Here is a 17,332-nt window from a genome sequence, read left to right as displayed (position 1 = left end):
GCACCTAGTACCTAAAACAGATACTAGTTACCAAGTTACAAATTTGTGTTAGAGACTAGAGATTGGAAACTGGAGACTAGAAACTAGCCGTCTAGAAAACTTGATTAATCCTAGTACCTAGAACCTTGTTTTTCCTACTAGAACCTCATTTAGTTCTTGTTTCCTTGTCTTAGTTACACATAAGTATTATAATTTATATGAAATACAATTTACTGATACTTTAATTTAAGATGGAATGGAAAAGAGTGCGGAATTGGGGGAAGGCTTAGTGAATCAGAAAAGGATAATTTTATTCTTGATTATTATATTTACAATGTTGTTTATGGGATGCAGTAGAATTGATACTTTAAAAGTAAAAGTTGGTTTGAAAAATAATGATTTTGAAAATATTAGACAGGGGAGAGTAAAGAAGATAGTTATTCAAAGTACAAGAGACAAAGCGTTTAGATTTAGTGTTACTGATAAGAGTGCTATATATGATTTGTATGAAATTTTATCTTCAGCAAAAAAGGTAGATAATAAATCTAAATTGCAGCCTGATTATATATTTGAAATGTATGAAAGAGGGGGTAAAGTGTACAAGTTCAATTATATAGCGGGATTGGATAAAAGTGATAATGGTAATTTTTATAGCGATGATAATGTATATATAGTTTCTTCTAGATTGGACAATGATATTATAAGAAATTTTTGGAACATTAGAAAACCTAGAAATTTTAAATATGTTTATTATAATTCTATATTAGCTGTTTTAGACAAATATTTAGGAGAAAATGATAGAAATAAAAGTATAGTAATAAATCTAAAAGAAGATATTGAAGTAGCTAAGTTTGTATTATCAACCGATTTAGAGGATTTCAAAAATAAATTAAATGAACATTATAAGAATATAGAATTAAATGAGGATAATAGTTGTAATACAGTTATAACAGTAAAAACGGAGGGATATAAATCAACTGTATACAAGTCACTTGTGAAAATTAAAGAAAAAGATTCAGATAGCGAAAAAAAATATTATGTTTGGGCAAAATATAGTGTAAAAGATAAAATATGGAGTATACAGGTTTATGAGAATAATAAGCCAAAAGATTTTTAAAAGATTTGTAAAAAAATATTAGGTATTTGTTTAAAAAGATTAAAGTGGTATAATTGTGTGGAGGATGTAGTTTTACATGTATATTTGCTTATGCAAATATAAAATTATGGTATTTATAGGAGGATATAGATATGAGTAACAGTTGTGATAGCTGCCCAAGCAAAGGTTCTTGCAATAGCAGTGGGCAATGTTCGAAAGTTTTTCCTAAATATGGGAAAATAAAGAATATAATAGGAGTTATTAGTGGTAAAGGTGGAGTTGGTAAATCTACAGTTACAGGTATTTTGGCAATAGAATTAAGAAAGCAAGGATATACTGTTGGAGTTCTTGATGCAGATATTACAGGACCATCAATGCCTAGAATATTTGGTATAAATGAAAAAAGAGCTGTAATGACTCAAGTTTCAGAAAAAGAAGCTAAATTTATACCTGTTCAGACTAAGATGGGAATAAAGGTTATGTCGTTGAATCTTTTAATGGAAAAGGAAGATGATCCTGTAATTTGGAGGGGACCATTGATTACAGGAGTATTGAATCAGATGTACTCTGATAGTGAGTGGGGTGAATTGGACTATCTTTTAATAGATATGCCACCAGGAACAGGAGATGTAGCACTAACGGTTATGCAAACAGTACCTCTTACAGGTATGGTTATAGTTTCTACTCCTCAAGATATGGTTTCTATGATAGTTAAAAAAGTTGTAACTATGACTGAAAAAATGAATACACCTGTTTTAGGTGCAGTTGAGAACATGTCATATGTTTTATGCGAAAAATGTGGTGAAAAGATAAGAGTATTCAGCAAGAAAACTGCTTCAGAGCAAGTTGAATATTTAGGAATACCGCTATTAGCAGAAATGCCAATTAATATTGATTTAGTTGAAAATATGGAAAAAGGTGAAATAGAAACATACATAACAAATTCAAATAAGTATGAAAAATTATCTGAAGAATTTTTAAATCAAATGAATAAATAGTAAATGATAAATAATAAATAATAAATAATAAATAATAAATAATAAATAATAAATCGAGTGCTCACTAGCAAGTAGAATGTAGATTAGAACTATATTCTGCTTGCTTTTTGTTTTTTATTATAAATTTTATACTTTTTCTTTATTTTCAGAATTTTATATGTTACAATTGTGGTGTCAAAAGGTATTAAGAACCTCTATATAATGTTAACTATATAAGTTTAACTATTATTATACAACATTTAATTCGGGGTATTGTATCATTTATAAATTCTGAAAATTAGGAGAGGTGAAAATGAAAAAAAGTTTGTTGCGTGATTTTGCAGAAGGAACTGTTATGATTGCCAGTACATTTAAATGGATTGTTTTGGCAATATTTGTAGGTGGTATAGTTGGAGGAGCTACCGCAGGTTTCTTAAAACTATTAGAGATGTCATGCAATATTACATCTCAGACATGGAAGTATTATTATTTATTGATGCCAGCGGCATTTTTTTTGAGCAGTTTACTGGTTGTTAAGATTGCTCCTGATGCTGAAGGACATGGTACAGAAAAAGTTATACAAGCTATTCATCAAAAAAGTGGTAAAATTGATTTTAAGGTTATACCTATAAAATTATTTTCTACAATTGTAACTATTATGTTTGGAGGTTCAGCTGGTAAAGAAGGGCCTTGTGCACAAATTGGTGGTGGAATAGCATCGTTTTTTTCAGGAATATTCAAAATGGATAAAATCGATAGAAAAAAACTTGTTGTTTGTGGTGTTAGTGCTGGATTTGCAGGAGTTTTTGGTACGCCAGTAGCAGGAGCTGTATTTGCAGCGGAGGTTTTATATGTAGGTAAATTTTCATATAGTGTATTATTACCTTCTCTGATAGCTTCATATGTTAGTTACTTTGTTAATATATTTTTAGGGGTTCATCATGTTGCATACTCGATTGATTTTACTATAAACAACAATGTTAAAATGTTTGCAAATATGATAATTTTTGGTGTATTTATAGGTTTAGTTGCAATGATATTTATAAGAGTATTGATGTTAATTGAGCATTTTTTTCAAGAAAAATTTAATATATATAAACCATTAAAAGGAATAATTGGAGGAGCAATTATTGTTTTATTAATATTTGTTTTGGGTGGTAATACAGATGCTATTGGGCTTGGAACTAATATCATTGATAATGCTATAGAAGGAAATTGTGTTGGTGCTGGAGACTTTATTATTAAAATGTTTACAACTTCTATAACACTAGGTTCTGGAGGAAGCGGGGGTATATTGACTCCTATTTTCTATATAGGTGCTACAGCGGGTAATGTATGGGGACAACTAGTACATGGTAATATAGGATTATATAGTGCTATAGGTATGGTAGCGTTATTGGCAGCTTGTGCAAATACTCCTCTTGCGGCAATAATTATGTCTATGGAATTGTTTGGAGTGGATGCGGCATCATTTGCATCTATAGCTTGTGTTGTTAGCTATCTTATAGTAGGACATAAAAGTGTATACCCGACTCAGATAATAGCTTTTTCAAAATCTGAATCTATTGATATGAAAATGGAATGTGAGATTAGAGAAGCAAATAAATTTAAAATTTCTGGCAAATCTAAATACGTTATTTTTAATGAAATAGTTCAAAAGGTAAATAAAGAATCTTAAATGTAAAAGGGTGATTTAATCACCCTTTAATTTTGCATAAACGTTTAATTGGCAATACTGCAAGAATTGCTAAACATATAAGACCATCAAGTGGTAGGTATTGTGCATTGTATAATAAAGAGTATAGATAAGGAGACATACCATCTGGTGCATAGCTTCCCCAAAATACAACTCCTGCAAAATAGTGGCACGCAAATCTGGCAAGTATTGCAATAACAGCTCCGAATAAAATCCAAGGTTTTGTTCTATTTCTAAAAAAGCCTATGATTCCAAGCATCATGAATGGGAGAGGATAATCAAATAAAACTTGGATAGGATGAAGCAAATACGGTCCCATAATTAAATCTACTAAGCCATATAGAAAACCAGTTAAGAATCCAAGTTCTGGTCCATAAATAATTGATATTAATAATATAGGAACCATACTTCCTATAGTGACGCTACCACCATATGGTGCAGTATAAATTTTAAACATTTTAAGTACGACCGTTAATGCTATTGCTAGTCCAACTTGAGTTATCATCCTTGTTGTGAATTTAATCTTTTTCATTTTAGTTAGAGCAATCAAAAGTATTAGTACTCCAATTAAAGTTATTATAGTGATTGGACTAGAAAATATGTCGGTAAGATTTTTAATAAGGGCATTTAAAAAATTTTGCATAAAAAAACCTCCTTAATATGTGCTAAAAGGAGTAAATATTGAAGAAATTATTACTGCTTCCCTACGCTGGTATGACCCAGATCAGGTATGAGGGTAATGGTAATATCCATTTCTCAGCCTTTCGACACCCCTAGCACATAAATATTATTTAATTATGTCTACATTATAGTATAGATTTCTATAAACTACAATATATTTATAGCATATTTGGCATTTTGTCATTTTGAATATTAGAGTTATTTGAAATATCAATATTTATTGTATCACCTATTTTAGAGTTTTTAGGCAAATGAGAAGTGCTTACGTCCATAGTAGTACCATTTTCAAAGCTTATAAATGCATCAGTTTTGTTCATATCTAGTATTTTCCCTTTCATAATTTATTCCTCCTAGCATTATTGATTGATTCTACAAGACTCCTATTTTTATAAGTGGGATATTGAGGCGTTTTGTTTTAGCAAAACGAGTCTAGTTAGAAAAAATAAAACCATATCTTTATGATATAGTTTTTCTACATGATTAATTAATTATACATGAAACTAGTGCAGACTTTTCTAAGTAAATAAACTGGTTGAAATAGCTTATTGAGTCAAAATATCAAATAAGTTAGAATGAATTAATTAAAATATTCTTTATAGAAATTAAACTTTCTTTTTCTATGTTGCGATTTTTTTGAGCTATATCGATTGTGATATGTTTTTTTATATGTGCTGGATTTTTACTTAATATAAATATGTCGTCGCCCAGTAACAATGATTCATCAATGTCGTGTGTTACAAATATTATTGTTCTTTTGTCATCTAGCCACAAACGTAAGAAAGATTTAATGAGAGTATTCTTTAATTTATTATCTAATCCTTTAAAAGGTTCATCCATTATAAGAATATCAGAAGGATATGCAAAAGCTCTTGCTATTGAAACTCTTTGTTTCATTCCACCGCTTAATTCCTTAGGGTAATAGTTTTTAAATTCAAGTAAATCAACTGTTTTTAAATAGTTTGTAATGATATACTGTCTTTTTTGTTTTGGGAAAATATCTTTTAAAACAAAATCAATATTATCCCAAACAGTCATCCATTCTAAAAGTCTTGGCTCTTGAAAAATAAATGATAATGATTTATTTTCAAATCCAACGAGAGCTCCTGAATCAATGCTTTCTAAACCTGCTATTATGTTTAAGAGAGTAGTTTTACCACAGCCTGATGGACCTAATATGCAATTGATTTTATTTTTATGTATTGTCATATTAAAATTTTTAAATATTTTAAGGGTGGAAAATGATTTATATAAATTTCTAATTTGTAGTGGCATTTTTATATCCTCCAAGGTGTAATCTTTTTTTCAATGTATCTAAATATTTTTTCAAAAAAGAAACTGAGAATAATTGCAGCAATAGTCCATGCAAAGAGCCCAGATATATCTAGATTCATTTTAGAATTAAATAGATTCGTACCAATAGCATGTTTAGGTTGACTTATCGCTTCGGCTGTTATAGTTGCTTTCCATCCTATTCCAAGAGTTGATGACATTGCAGCTGTGATATATGGAAGAATTGAAGGAAAATATACATTCAATAAAACTCTCCATTTTTTTATTTTATATATTTTTGCCATTTCCAATAAATTTTTATCTGTATTTTTAATTCCTTCTACAACATTTGTCCATATAATGGGAAAAGAAATTAAAAAGCTTACAAATATAGGAGAAAGATTTGTTCCAAACCAAAGTATCAATATAAATATTATTGAAATAACAGGTGTTGATTTTATTGTTGTAATTATAGGCATAAATATTTGATTAATAAAATCATATAATCCGCATAAAAAACCTAATATAATTCCCAAAAAAGTAGATATAGCAAAACCAATAAGCCCTTTAATTATTGTATGAAATATACTTATATAGAAAATTTTCGTTGACATTATAATTATTAAGGATTTAAATGTGCTATATGGTGAAGGAAGAATAAGCTTCTCATTAACAAAATGAGAAGCTATCATCCATACTGATATCCAAAGAAGTATTGGAAATAATGATATAAACTTATTTTTTATAGAAGAAACCTTCATCTGGCAATTTACCTCCTATGGAACTTGGAGTGAAGTCATAGAGTATATTCAAGAATGTATTAACAGTATTTTTTGCTTTGCTTGCATTTAAAAATCTTATATTACAATTCGGTATAGCTTTTTCAGCTAGTTTTGCATTATTCAAAACTCCGAATTTTTCAACTAGAACTCCTGCTTTTTCAGGATTTTTGTTTACCCAATTTATAGATTTTTCGTATTCATTTAAATAAGTATTTACTGCTTCTGGGTGAGTTTTTGCAAAATCGCTTCTAACAACTACGCAACCCATTGCTATTGGACTATCTTCTCCTTGTATCTTTTTCCATTCATCTTGCAAATTCATTGAAATCTTAACATTTTTATTTTTCATAGTAACCATTGTTACAAAAGGTTCAGGTAATACAGCAATATTTACTTTGTTTGCAGCAACAGCCTGTGCTAATTCAGCTTGACTTAAAGAGTAATCAAGATCAACATCCTTTTCGGTGTTAATGCCGTTCTTTTTCAGTAAATAACTAAATACATAATCTGGAGTAGAACCTTTTCCAATAATATTTATTTTTTTACCTTTTAGGTCATTCCAACTATTTATTTCAGTATTATTAGTAACCAAATATAACATTCCAAATGTATTAACAGCAGCTAATTTATATGCACCATTTGTTTTATTATACATTTTAGATGCTACATTTGTTGGAAGTGCTGCAATATCGACTTCTTTTTTAATTAATTTTGCTACTAATATGTCTGGTGTATTAGCTATAGTGTACACACTAGTTATATTTTTGCCAAGTGATGGTTTTTCGTCAAACATTTTAATCATTCCAATTGAAGTAGGCCCTTTAAGACCTGCAATGTTTACGGTGATTTTGTTTTGGTTAGTATTGTTTGAAGTATTAGTATTTGAATTTTGTTTATTTGAACTTTTGCTAGTGCATCCTATTAAGGAAAATATAAGAATTGATATTAAAAAGAATATAGTGAACTTTCTTTTCATATTAGAACCTCCACAAATTAAATTTTTGTATATGTCAATTAATAAAAGTAATTTTAACACTAAGGATATTATATGTCAATGATTTGAAAAATATGTAAAGTATGCAGAGGAATAATTCTATTTTGTTTTGTTATATGATAAAATTATTTTATAGTTGTAAAATTATTTTATAAAAAAGAGGGGATTATTATGAGTACTATTAAAATGGTTAATCCATCTAATGGGGATGTACTTGGAGAAATTAAATTAGATGAAATAGAAACCGTGTCTATTAAAATGGAAAAGGCAAGAAATTCATTTAAAGTATGGTCACAAATTTCTATAGATGAGCGTATAGAATATTTGTATAAAATGCGTAAGTACTTGATTGAAAATGGTGAAAAAGTTGCAGAAGATATATCAAAAGCAACAGGGAAACCACCTAAAGAAGCATATATTACAGAAGTTTTTCCAGTAATTGATGCATTAAAGTACTATGAAAAAAAGGCAACTGAAATATTGAAGCCAAAACGCGTAAAGACTCCAATTCATTTATTTGGGAAAAAATCATATATTAAATATAAACCTATGGGAGTTATTGCTGTTATTGCTCCATGGAATTATCCATTTCAGTTAGCAATGATACCAATGATATCAGCTTTGGTTTCAGGAAATACTGTAATAGTAAAGCCTTCATCGGTTACAGCATATGTAGGTATAATTATGGAAAACATTTTTAGAGAGATTAATATTCCAGATGGAGTTTTACAGGTTTTGCATGGTGGGAGCGATATTGGAAATGAGCTTGTACATTCTCGCCCAAATAAGATATTTTTCACTGGTTCTACCAAAGTAGGTAAAATTATAATGAAAGCAGCATCTGAACAGTTAATTCCAGTTGAGCTGGAATTAGGTGGTAAGGATCCTATGATTGTTTTGGAGGATGCTAATTTAGAAAGAGCTGTTAATGGAGCTTTGTGGGGTGCACTTTCTAATTCAGGGCAAACATGTTTATCGATTGAGCGAGTTTATGTTCATGAAAATATTTATACGAATTTTATAAATTTGTTGTCTGATAGAATAGAAAAACTTCGTCAGGGGTATGGTGATGGTTTTGATATTGGTTCTATGACATCTATAAATCAAATTGATATTATTAAAGAGCAATTAGAAGATGCTTTAGATAAAGGTGCAAAAATACTTAAAGGTGGCACAATTACTGATGATAAAAGATTTATAACTCCAACAATTTTAACGGATGTTAATCACGATATGAAAATAATGAAAGAAGAAACTTTTGGACCAATAATACCTGTTATGGTTTTTAGAACAGAAGAGGAAGCAATAAAGCTTGCAAATGATTCTGAGTTTGGATTAGGTGCTTCTGTTTGGAGTCGTGATTTAGAAAAGGCTAAGAGGGTAGCAGATAAAATTGAGACAGGGAATATATGTATTAATGATGTTATAATGCATTTTGCAAATATGAATCTTCCATTTGGAGGAATAAAACAGAGTGGAATAGGAAGATACCATTCGAGTGATGGAATATATGCATTTTGTAATACAGTTTCTGTATTGGTCGACAAGGGAAAGAAATTGAGAGAATCAAATTGGTATCCATATTCAAAATTAAAAATGGCATACCTTAAACGGTTTATTAAATTTAAATATGGAAAGTAGCAAGTACGTCAGTTTCGAGTCTCCAGTCTCTGATTAAAGTTTCCTATTCTCTGTTAAAAGATTATTCTTTATGTGTCAATAATGATTTTGATATAAGAAACTCTAAAAAAATGAGATAAGTTAATATAATCAATCATATTATTTAGATAAGGTTAATTTGAAAATTGATATTAAAATTTTTAAATAGTATAATGTTGTAGTATTATTAATACAATATATTGTGTATCGGGAGGTTATTAAATGCAATATGTAGTAAAAAGGGATGGTAGAAGAGTTGAATTTGATGCTCAGAAAATAACCAATGCTATTAAAGGTGCGGCTAGTGAAATTGGAATTATTATGAAAGAAAGTGAGTTCATTGATTTAACTCAAAGCATTATACAAAAGTTAGAAATGTTTGATAAGAATGAATTAACAGTAGAAGAAATACAGAATGTGGTTGAAGAATTACTTTTATCAAGTGGATACGATGAAATAGGAAATGCCTATTCAAACTATAGACGTGAAAGAACAAAAATAAGAGAAATAAAATCTGATATAATGAAAACTATTAATAAAATTGGAGTAGAGACGGACAGAGATAATGCTAATGTCGGTAATAATTTTAGTTCTAAACTTTTAAGAATAGCGAGTGAGTCTAATAAATGGCATAACTTAGCTTCTATGCCGAAGCATTTGGCTAAAGCACATGAAAATGGTGATATATATTTTCATGATTTGGATAGTTATAATTTAACTACAAATTGCTTGAATATAAAAACAGGTGAAGTGTTAAAGAGAGGCTTCAATACAGGATATGGTACAATAAAACCTCCTAAAAGAATTGGTTCTGCTGCAGAATTGTCTTGTATATTATTACAGAGTGCTCAAAATGACATGTTTGGAGGTCAGTCACATGTCGATTTTGACAATGATATGGGATATTTTGTTGAATTGACAAGAAATGAAATAAGAGAAGAGTATAAAGAAATTATTGGTGATGATGATAAGTTAGATGAACTAGTTGAAAAGAAATTAGAAAAAATTGTACATCAAGCAATGCAAGCTATTGTTTTCAATCTAAATACTATGCATAGTAGAGCAGGATCTCAAGTACCATTTTCATCTTTAAATATTGGACTTCCAGAAAGTTATGATGCATATTTGATAGATAAGGCATTTTTGGAGGAATATGAAAAAGGATTAGGTAAAGGAGAACAACCTATATTCCCTAATATTATTTTTAGGGTTAAAGAGGGTGTAAATAGAGAACCTGGTGATCCTTATTATGATTTATATGAACTTGCTTGTAGAGTTGCAAGTAAGAGGATGAATCCTATGTTTATGAATATTGATGCTGATTTTAATAAGGAATATTATGATAAGGGATATATACCAGCAACAATGGGATGTAGGACGTATGTTATGTCTAATATAAATGGAGAGCCTGGACCAGATGGAAGAGGTAACATAGCACCTTGTACGATAAATCTTCCTCGTTTAGGCATATTAGCAAGGAAAGAAGCGGAAAGTTTTTATAAGGACGATGTTGCAAAGTATGGTAAAGAAAATATGGAAAGTGAAATCAGAAAATTTGCTTTAGATATTTTTTATAAACTATTGAATAGAAGACTAGAGTTATCAAGAGAAGCATTGATGCATAGATATAGTATATTGAAGAATCTTAGGGTTAAAGATTTACCATTTGTTGCAGGAGAAAAGCTTATGAAGGGTTCTGAAAATTTAAATGAAGATGATAGTATAGAGCCAATATTAAAGCAAGGAACATGGGCTATTGGATTTATTGGTTTAGCGGAGACATTAACAGCTATATTAGGGTATCATCACGGTGAAAATGAGTATGCTCGTAAAATAGGTATTGAAATTGTTGGAATAATAAGAGAATATTGTGATGAAGTTAAAGTTAAGGATAAGCTTAATTATTCATGCTATGCTACACCAGCAGAAGGATTGAGTGGTAAATTTATTATTCAGGACCAAAAATTATTCGGTAAAATAAAAGGCGTAACGGATAAAGATTACTATACCAATAGTTACCATATACCAGTAAGCTATAAAATATCAATAAAGGATAAGATTGATATTGAAGCACCATATCACAAAATATGCAATGGTGGTCATATAACTTATATTGAGTTAGACGGGTATCCAGAAAAAGAAGATGTTAAGGCGATTATAGATTATGCTTATCATAATACAAATATATCTTATATGGGAATTAATTTTCATATGAGGTATTGTAAAGACTGCGGACATAGAGTTGAGTCATATGAAACACATTGTCCTAAATGTAATAGCATGAATATACAGGGAATAAGTCGTGTCACAGGATATTTGTCACTTGATGAAAGATTCGGTTCGGGTAAGGTTGCTGAAAGAGCAGATAGAACTGCACATAATGGAAGTTTTGGAAAAACTTACACCCCTGGGGTGATTCAATGATGAGGATTGCAGGGTTTTTAGATAATTCACTAGTTAATGGTGTTGGAATAAGGTCGGTTGTTTTTGTTTCAGGATGTAATCATAATTGTGATGGTTGCCATAACAAAGAAATGCAGGATTATAATTATGGTGATGAAGTTGAAATTGATGATGTATTTGAAAGAATAAAAAGCAATGTTCCTCTAATCAGTGGTGTTACTTTTTCAGGAGGAGAGCCTTTTGATAGTGCGAAGGAACTTGCGATTCTTGCGGATAAAGTCAAGAGTATAGGTTTGAATTTGTGGTGCTATACGGGATATACATATGAAGAAATATTGCATAGTGATGATGAAGCTAAGATTATTTTGTTGAATAAAGTTGATGTTTTAGTTGATGGTAAATTTGACAAAAATCTTACTGAGGATGCGCCTAAATATGTTGGTTCTTCAAATCAGAGGATTATAGATGTAGAAAAGAGTATGTATGAGAAAAGAGTTGTAGAAGTAATTTTATAGTCTGTGAAATTAGAACTATAAGCTTAAAAACATCCTAAAAATAAACATATTGTTTATTTTTAGGATGTTTTTGCTTGCTGTAAATTATAAACTTATTAGAGTTTGTAAAAAGTTAAGCACTTTTTTTATTACGGATAATTTTTTGCCAGTATTATTGGCCGAATTGAACATTTTTTTAATATCTCCTAGAGTTGTTGAGTCATTTAATTTTAAATCATTGATATTTATTTGATTCCATACAATATTATTAAACTTGCTATTTGAATCTAATTGAATAATTAAATAAGGATAAGTTATTGCTTCTGTTACAATAGAATCCTTAGAGGGAACTTTAATATCAGCATCAACGTATAGTATATTTTTTTTGGTATATAGTTTATTCAAATTGATAGAATAGCCTCCAGTATTACATTTTCCAGCAGAAATTAATAAATAATTCTTATTATTGTAGTTTTTGAAATAAACCCCTTTAGTATTGCGATTTATAGATATCCATTCACTTAATTCACTATCATTAGAAATCTTATTTGTTACATCTTTGTAGTCAATATTTGTATCTGTATTGTTTTTGATTAATATATTTTCTTTATTAATAGATGTTTTTTTCTTCATTATATATTTTCCGGTTTTTTCGTCAAAATAGTTACTTCCACCAGTGTATACCATATTATTATTGTGTTTTAACAATGAAGTTTTTACTGAAGTTTTATTGTTACTTTTTATTTGTGTTGCAAATGCAGAAACAGTTGATGTTGATAATAATAGTGTTAGCATTAAAGCAGTAATTCTTTTTTTATTCATATTTATACCTTCCTTCAAATTATTTTATTTTTTATAATGTATTTTGTTAGCAATGATGAATTAATATTTTCACTAAGTATACGTTAGTATTCGAAAAAAGTTATTCATATTAGCTAAAAATTAAAAAAGATCTCTATATAAATTAAAAAAAATAACCCCTCGAAGGGGGGCATAATATAAATTGATAAAATAATTATTTGTAGTTGAGTATTTTAACAATATTGTGTTCAGTAAGTTCATCTGTTATTTCTAATGTGTTGTTTTCAATTCTATCGCCATTTTTCATATACATAATAAAGTTTTCAACACCATCTAAAGGAAAGCTTAGTGCAGGTGTTTTATAGTGCATAGGAATAACAATATTACTTCCGATTGCTTTAGCAACCTCAGCTGATTCTTTTCCATCTAGTGTAAAGTTTCCACCTACAGGTATCAATAATATATTCACCTTTCCAATAGCGTCAATATCTTCTTGAGTTAAAGCATGACCTAAATCGCCAAGGTGACATATTACATAATCATCCATTTTAAATGTGTATATTATGTTGTCACCTCGTTTTGCACCTTTTGATTTATCATGGTAAGATGGTATACCCTTTACAGGGATATCACAAGCATAGAAGAATCCGACCTTATTAACAAGTTCAAAATCTCCTTGAATATCTTTAGTATAATTGTGATCGAAATGTTCGTGACTTATTGTTACAACGTCAGCGGTTCCTTTATATGTTTCATATCCTACTGTTTTGTCAAAAGGATCAGTCAGTAATTTTCTTCCTTTTGAATCTTCAATTAGAAATGATGCATGCCCAAGCCAAGTTATCTTCATAAAAAATGCTCCTTTCAATACTAATACATATTTATGATAACCATCGTTCATTTTTTTGATGTATGTAAATTGTATTTCTACATAGTATTTCATATATCCTTTAATCTGCTATGAACAAAATTCATACAAAAAATTACAAAAAGTTCGATAAATATTTTAAAAATAATAAAAAAATAATTAAAATATAGAGAATATTGATGAAATATTGTATAATGAATGTATTATGATTAAATAAAATGTAATCATATAAAATGAGCTTGCAAGGGGGAGAAGATGTGAATAGGTTTTATAGATTTTTTATTTTTACTATAATGTTTTCAATATTGTTTGTTTTTACACAAGGTTTAAATTATGCAAGTGCAAGTGAAGTTAGAGGAATTCCCTCAAGAAGAGGGGTTAATATAAATAAAAAGTGGACAATAAGATTTAATAAAACGATAAATAGTAGCTCGGTTAATACAAATAATATTTACATAGTTGATGAAAATAATCAAAAAATAGATGTATATGTGAAAATTGGACAAGATAAAAAGTCTATAATTATAACTCCTATAAAAAGTTATTCATATGGAAGGAATTACTTTATAGTTATAAAAGATGGAATTAAATCGTCTGATGGTCATCAGTTGCTTAAAGAAACTAAAATGCAATTCAGGGTAATAAGGCCATTTCCTAATAATATAGAAAATGCAAAAAATATTGATGATAAATTGACTATATGTATAGACCCGGGACAATTATGGGCAAATTCTATTAAAGGTAGCACAAGTGTTAAGGCATCGTATGTGAATTTGAATGTTGCACTTAAATTGGGAAACATACTTGAAAAGAAAGGTGTAAATGTTATTTATACACGTAAAACATCTAAAGTTGGGTGGAATATCAAAGAAGATGCAAATAATAGAGCGAGAATTTGTAATGAAGCTAAAGCTGATTTGTTTTTAACTATAAATTGTAATGCTTATGAAAATGGAAATGTTAATGGCATTGAAACATATTATTTAGATGGTTATGATGAAGACAAGAGGTTAGCAGATTACATACAAAAAAGTTTGATAAAATACACTTTTGCGAATGATAGAGGAATAAAATCATTACAGAAGGAAAGAGCAAATATATTAAGAAATATAAGAAGTGCGAAAGTGCAGTTGGAACTTGGATTTATTACTAATAGTAGAGAAGAAAAACTTTTAAAGAGTGATGCATATCAGCAGAAATTGGCAAATGCTATTGCAGAAGCATTAGAAAAATATGTAGGTAAAGGTAATATTTCTGATTATTTAAATTCAACTAAGCCAGCTGAACCAAACAAACCAAACAAACCAGCAAAAATTTATAAAGTATGTATTAATCCGTCAAGGGGAGGGTTTGATAGCGGTACTGTTGGTGTAACTGGTGCAAAAGAAAAAGATATTAATTTATATGTTGCTTTAAAAGTTGGGAAAATACTCGAAAGCAAAGGTGTTAATGTCATATATACAAGGAAAAGTGATTATGTTACATGGAATTCATATAACGAGATTCAAGAGAGAGTAAAAATTGCTAATAATGCAAAAGCTGATTTGATGGTTAGTATTGGATGTAATGGCTTCAATAAAGAGAGCTCAAATGGAATTGAGACATTTTATTTGGCAGGTAAAGGTGAAGGAAAAGAATTTGCACAGTATATTGAAAATGATTTAATACAGAAAACAGGGGCAAAATATAGGGGAGTGAAAGGCGTAAATCATATAAATACACTTAAACTTTCAAATGCTGTATCTGTTTGGGCTGCAATTGGTTTTCTAACAAATTATGATGAAGAAGCATTGTTGAAGAAAGCTGAATATAGGGATAGATGTGCTGAAGCTATTGCAGATGGAGTAATGAAGTATATAGCAGCTAATCCTAATGGACCTACTATTAAAGAGGAAGAATCACAAGAGAGTAAAGTGCATTTTGATGATATGGTAAAGCATATTAAAAAAGGACAAACTTACTATTTGCCAGATAAAGTTAATATAACATTGGGCAATGGTATAAAGAAAAGTGTTAATGTTACATGGAATACTAACAGTAATAGAGTAAATACGAATGAACCAGGTATATATGAATTCGAAGGTAAAATAAAAGAAAGCAGAAAGTTAGTTAATTTGACACTTATTATTAATAAATCTGGAAGTTCAAAATTTAAGGTTTGCATAGATCCAGGACATGGAGGATATGATCCTGGTGCAATAGGACAACTAGGTACTATGGAAAAGAACATTACATTGCCTATCGGATTAAAAGTTGGCAATTATCTTGTAAAGAATGGAATAAATGTAGTATATACAAGGACAACTGATAATGTAAGTTGGCCATCAAAAGAAAATGCAGATTTGAGGGCGCGATGTAATATTGCTAACAATGCTGATGTTGATTTGTATGTGAGTATTCATGCTAACAAATATTATAAAGAAACAGCTCATGGAATAGAAACTTATCATAATAGATATAGTTCTTCAGGGAAAAAGGTTGCTGACAACATTCAAAAAGAGCTTTTAAAAGAAACTGGTGCATTTAGTAGAGGAACCAAAGGAGCTGGATATTACGTTCTTAAGCATGTAAATGCAATATCTGTACTTACTGAAGTAGGATTTTTAAGCAATCCTATTGAAGAGAAGAAATTATTAACAAATAGTTATAGGACTAAATGTGCTAGAGCTATAGCTAGAGGAATACTTAAGAGTTTAGGCATAAATAATTACGTTTTAGATTAAAATAATTAATCTCAATACTGTATAATGGTATTGAGATATTTTCTTGAAACAAATATTATAAGGGAGGTTACAACTGTTGTTTGAAAAATGCTCAAACTTAGACAAAATTAACTAAAATTATTTGATATGTATATAAACTTTTTGCAAGTGGTTTAAATGATAAGCGTAGACAATTAATTAAAATGTTTAGAAGATTAAATGAAGTAGATACTATAATAGTTGAATATCCTGATAGGTTAGCTAGATTTGGATATAATTATCTTAAAGAGTTTACAAAATCATTAAATGTAAGTATTGAAGCAGTTGAACAAAACAAAAAGTTAGAACCAAATGAAGAAATGGTTAATGATTTAATAAGTATGATTACTTGTTTTAGTGCTATATTATATGGAGCAAAAGGTGAAAGAAAAATAAAGAAAACTATCAATGAATTAGAAAAAGAAAGGCAGGAGCAAAGTATTAATGAAAACAACAATGAGAGCAATATTGATAAATCTAAACGACAAACAGAAATCAATAATTGATAATATGATGTTAGTATTTTGCACTGCAATAAGGTTTTCTTTCAAAAGACTTCTTGAAGGTGAAATAAAAAAAGGTGAATTAGAAAAAATAGTAGCTCATAAATATAATTTAAATATACGTCAAGCTAAAGATGCCGTTGAGAGTGCAAGACAGACAATAGTTTCTCAAAGAGAATTGCTCAAAGAAAATAGAGATAATTATAAAAAGAAAGTTAAGGCTGTTGAAAAACAGTTAAAAAATGATAAATTATCTCAAAAGAAAAGGAATGCTTTAAAAAGTAAGCTCGATAAAAGAAAAAGAAGATTAGCCTATTTTCAAAAACATATTGATAATAAAACTATTCCCCCTGTTACATTTGGTACTAAAAAAATGTTCATCAAAAGAT

General features: G+C 29.1%; 14 protein-coding genes, 2 pseudogenes and 1 riboswitch. Of the genes and pseudogenes, 9 read left to right on the top strand and 7 right to left on the bottom strand.

The window, feature by feature from the left end:
• Window positions 1–235 precede the first annotated feature (235 nt).
• The 3 genes from CLTEP_RS09445 to CLTEP_RS09435 all read left to right on the top strand — a co-directional run bounded on the left by CLTEP_RS09445 (window position 236) and on the right by CLTEP_RS09435 (window position 3,730).
• Window positions 236–1,096, top strand: coding sequence for a YhfM domain-containing protein (locus tag CLTEP_RS09445; RefSeq protein WP_066825974.1), 861 nt, complete (start codon window positions 236–238; stop codon window positions 1,094–1,096).
• A gap of 131 nt (window positions 1,097–1,227) precedes the next feature.
• Window positions 1,228–2,073 (top strand): Mrp/NBP35 family ATP-binding protein, encoded by an 846-nt coding sequence (locus CLTEP_RS09440; protein WP_066825972.1) that lies wholly within the window; start codon window positions 1,228–1,230, stop codon window positions 2,071–2,073.
• Window positions 2,074–2,365: 292 nt separating this feature from the next.
• Entirely contained in the window at window positions 2,366–3,730 is a 1,365-nt protein-coding gene (locus CLTEP_RS09435) for a chloride channel protein (RefSeq protein ID WP_066825969.1), read from the top strand.
• Between the two features lie 19 nt (window positions 3,731–3,749).
• Here CLTEP_RS09435 and thiT read toward each other — a convergent pair whose 3' ends face one another.
• From thiT to CLTEP_RS09410, 5 genes are all read right to left on the bottom strand, one after another.
• Window positions 3,750–4,391 (bottom strand): energy-coupled thiamine transporter ThiT, encoded by a 642-nt coding sequence (gene thiT / locus CLTEP_RS09430; protein WP_066825966.1) that lies wholly within the window; start codon window positions 4,389–4,391, stop codon window positions 3,750–3,752.
• 41 nt (window positions 4,392–4,432) lie between these two features.
• Window positions 4,433–4,533, bottom strand: a riboswitch (TPP riboswitch).
• A gap of 54 nt (window positions 4,534–4,587) precedes the next feature.
• A complete protein-coding gene (locus CLTEP_RS09425; RefSeq protein WP_066825963.1) occupies window positions 4,588–4,767 on the bottom strand; it encodes a hypothetical protein in 180 nt (59 codons plus the stop codon).
• 229 nt (window positions 4,768–4,996) lie between these two features.
• Window positions 4,997–5,701, bottom strand: coding sequence for an ABC transporter ATP-binding protein (locus CLTEP_RS09420; RefSeq protein ID WP_066825960.1), 705 nt, complete (start codon window positions 5,699–5,701; stop codon window positions 4,997–4,999).
• 2 nt (window positions 5,702–5,703) lie between these two features.
• Window positions 5,704–6,459: an ABC transporter permease gene (locus CLTEP_RS09415; RefSeq protein ID WP_066825957.1), complete on the bottom strand. Its 756-nt coding sequence runs from the start codon at window positions 6,457–6,459 to the stop codon at window positions 5,704–5,706.
• On the bottom strand, window positions 6,434–7,456 hold the full coding sequence (locus CLTEP_RS09410) for an ABC transporter substrate-binding protein (protein WP_066825954.1): 1,023 nt from the start codon (window positions 7,454–7,456) through the stop codon (window positions 6,434–6,436). The genes CLTEP_RS09415 and CLTEP_RS09410 overlap by 26 nt, the downstream gene beginning before the upstream one ends.
• Before the next feature lie 189 nt (window positions 7,457–7,645).
• Between CLTEP_RS09410 and CLTEP_RS09405 the strand changes: the two genes are divergently transcribed.
• From CLTEP_RS09405 to nrdG, 3 genes are all read left to right on the top strand, one after another.
• Entirely contained in the window at window positions 7,646–9,115 is a 1,470-nt protein-coding gene (locus CLTEP_RS09405) for an aldehyde dehydrogenase family protein (RefSeq protein ID WP_066825947.1), read from the top strand.
• A gap of 240 nt (window positions 9,116–9,355) precedes the next feature.
• Complete coding sequence (nrdD, locus tag CLTEP_RS09400) at window positions 9,356–11,557, top strand: anaerobic ribonucleoside-triphosphate reductase (RefSeq protein WP_066825944.1); 2,202 nt, start codon at window positions 9,356–9,358, stop codon at window positions 11,555–11,557.
• A complete protein-coding gene (gene nrdG, locus CLTEP_RS09395) occupies window positions 11,554–12,051 on the top strand; it encodes an anaerobic ribonucleoside-triphosphate reductase activating protein (protein ID WP_066825941.1) in 498 nt (165 codons plus the stop codon). The genes nrdD and nrdG overlap by 4 nt, the downstream gene beginning before the upstream one ends.
• A gap of 84 nt (window positions 12,052–12,135) precedes the next feature.
• Here nrdG and CLTEP_RS09390 read toward each other — a convergent pair whose 3' ends face one another.
• A complete protein-coding gene (locus CLTEP_RS09390) occupies window positions 12,136–12,852 on the bottom strand; it encodes a protease complex subunit PrcB family protein (protein ID WP_066825938.1) in 717 nt (238 codons plus the stop codon).
• A 193-nt stretch (window positions 12,853–13,045) separates the two neighbouring features.
• Window positions 13,046–13,681 (bottom strand): MBL fold metallo-hydrolase, encoded by a 636-nt coding sequence (locus tag CLTEP_RS09385; RefSeq protein WP_066826049.1) that lies wholly within the window; start codon window positions 13,679–13,681, stop codon window positions 13,046–13,048.
• 275 nt (window positions 13,682–13,956) lie between these two features.
• Here CLTEP_RS09385 and CLTEP_RS09380 point away from each other — a divergent pair, with 275 nt between their 5' ends.
• From CLTEP_RS09380 to CLTEP_RS09370, 3 genes and pseudogenes are all read left to right on the top strand, one after another.
• Window positions 13,957–16,422 (top strand): N-acetylmuramoyl-L-alanine amidase, encoded by a 2,466-nt coding sequence (locus tag CLTEP_RS09380; RefSeq protein ID WP_066825935.1) that lies wholly within the window; start codon window positions 13,957–13,959, stop codon window positions 16,420–16,422.
• A gap of 155 nt (window positions 16,423–16,577) precedes the next feature.
• A pseudogene (locus tag CLTEP_RS09375) lies at window positions 16,578–16,946 on the top strand (IS607 family transposase); the annotation flags it as partial.
• Window positions 16,885–17,332 (top strand): annotated as a pseudogene (locus tag CLTEP_RS09370) (IS200/IS605 family accessory protein TnpB-related protein); the annotation flags it as partial. The pseudogenes CLTEP_RS09375 and CLTEP_RS09370, both read left to right, overlap by 62 nt.

The organism is Clostridium tepidiprofundi DSM 19306 (assembly GCF_001594005.1).
GTDB classification, from domain to species: Bacteria; Bacillota; Clostridia; order Clostridiales; family Clostridiaceae; genus Clostridium_AC; species Clostridium_AC tepidiprofundi.
Note: the sequence above shows the minus strand (reverse complement) of the source record. Positions and strands in the feature narration are given on the sequence as shown.